The sequence below is a fragment of the Marinobacterium sp. MBR-111 genome, assembly GCF_040547585.1.
Taxonomy (GTDB): Bacteria; Pseudomonadota; Gammaproteobacteria; order Pseudomonadales; family Balneatricaceae; genus Marinobacterium; species Marinobacterium iners.
Map to the genome: position 1 here is coordinate 1 of NZ_JBEPQA010000075.1, position 1,669 is coordinate 1,669.

The following is a 1,669-nucleotide window of genomic DNA, read 5'->3' on the forward strand; positions in this document are numbered from 1 at the left end:
CGGTAACTGTCAAGGTATCTGTCGCCCTGTCTGATTTTTATGCAGCCATTCGCACTGCCTCAGTGACCACTTCCCGCTCTGGATTCAACGACACTAATGTCCCCGGTTCCCAGTTACGGGTGTCACCGCTCCAGCGCTCAGGGTGTGCCGCTCTGGCTGCAAGGTTGAGTGCATGGCGCTTCGCCAGTATGGCCTTGTCCTCCCCGGTATGGCGCTGCATCGGCGTCACGAAGCGGATAGCACTGTGACGATGCTCATGGTTGTACCACTGCACGAAGCCGTGCACCCACTGCTGTGCTTCTGTTAGATCAGCAAAGCCATTGGCAGGATAGTTCGGCACATACTTGCAGGTGCGGAACAGGGCCTCGGAGAAGGCGTTATCGTTGCTCACACGTGGCCGACTGAACGATGGCTGGATCTGTAGATCCCGAAGCTTTTCCAGCAAGGTCGCGCCTTTGAAGGGGCTACCGTTATCGGCGTGTAACACCAGCGGTTGGCCCACGATATTTTCGGCCAGCACCGCCCGTTCAATGACGGTACGGGAGTTGGCGGCAGACTCTCCCAGAAAAGCCTCCCAGCCCACCACCTTGCGGCTGAAGATATCGAGGATCATCACCAGATAGTAGTAGGTTCCCTTGGCTGGGCCGGGGAGCCAGGTACAGTCCCACGACCAGACCTGGTTAGGTGCTGTTGCCGTATGCGTGGTCGGTACTGGCTGTGATTTACGGGCTTTGGCACGACCACGGTGAGCCAGTTGACCATGCTTGCGCAGCACACGATAAAAACTGGAAACTGATGCGATGTAACGCTGCTCTTCGTCCATCAAACGCACAACGATCTGATCCGGTGGAAGGTCAGCAAACTCATCTCGGTGACACTGCTTCAGGATCTCGGCCTCTTCCTCTGCGGTGAGTGCATTGGCAGGCACCGGGCGCCCGGCCAAGGGGCGCCGATCAGCTGTAATCTCACCTGCCTGCACCCAGCGTTGATGCGTTCGGATCGAGATCCCTATAACGTCACACGCAGCCGTCAGGGTTGAGCCGTCTTCGCAGGCATCGGCGATCAGCTGTACGGCGTGTTGGCGATCCTCGATGCTGATCATGACTCCTCGTCCCCCCAGATCGCCCGTGCTTTTTTTGACAGCGTCAGCAGTGCAGCCGTCTCCGCCAGTGCAGCGTTTTTGCGTTGCAGTTCTCGCTCCAGCTCTTTAATACGCTTGCGCTGCTGTTTGGCTTCATCGGCTTCTCGACGACGCTCGTCATAGGACAGGCTGGCCGCTTGTTCACAATCATGTCGCCAGCGTTGCAGTTGCTCAGGGTAGAGACCCCGCTGACGGCAATAGGCGGCGACCTCTTCGGTGTTCATCGCTGCGGTCTCAATCACCGCCGCAAACTTGTCCCGTGAGGACCAGCCCTCTGTGCCTTGATCACTGGCATCGGGCAGACAACGCCCTTCAGCGCGCGCTTCTTTGCGCCATTTATAAACAGTAGCTGAGGAAATGCCTTCCTCGCGGGCAACGTCTTCGACGCTCTGGTTGTAGGGCGGTAACAGCTTGGCCACAACGGCCTGACGTCGCTCATCGGAGTAACGAGGCATACAGATCTCCAAACGCCCCTGAGTGAATAAGAGAGTTTAACAAAGGACGCGACAACTATCCTGACAGAGGGGG

General features: G+C 57.7%; 1 pseudogene. It reads right to left on the bottom strand.

The features are described from left to right. Positions 1–37 precede the first annotated feature (37 nt). A pseudogene (locus ABIE61_RS18750) lies at positions 38–1,596 on the bottom strand (IS3 family transposase). Positions 1,597–1,669 lie beyond the last annotated feature (73 nt).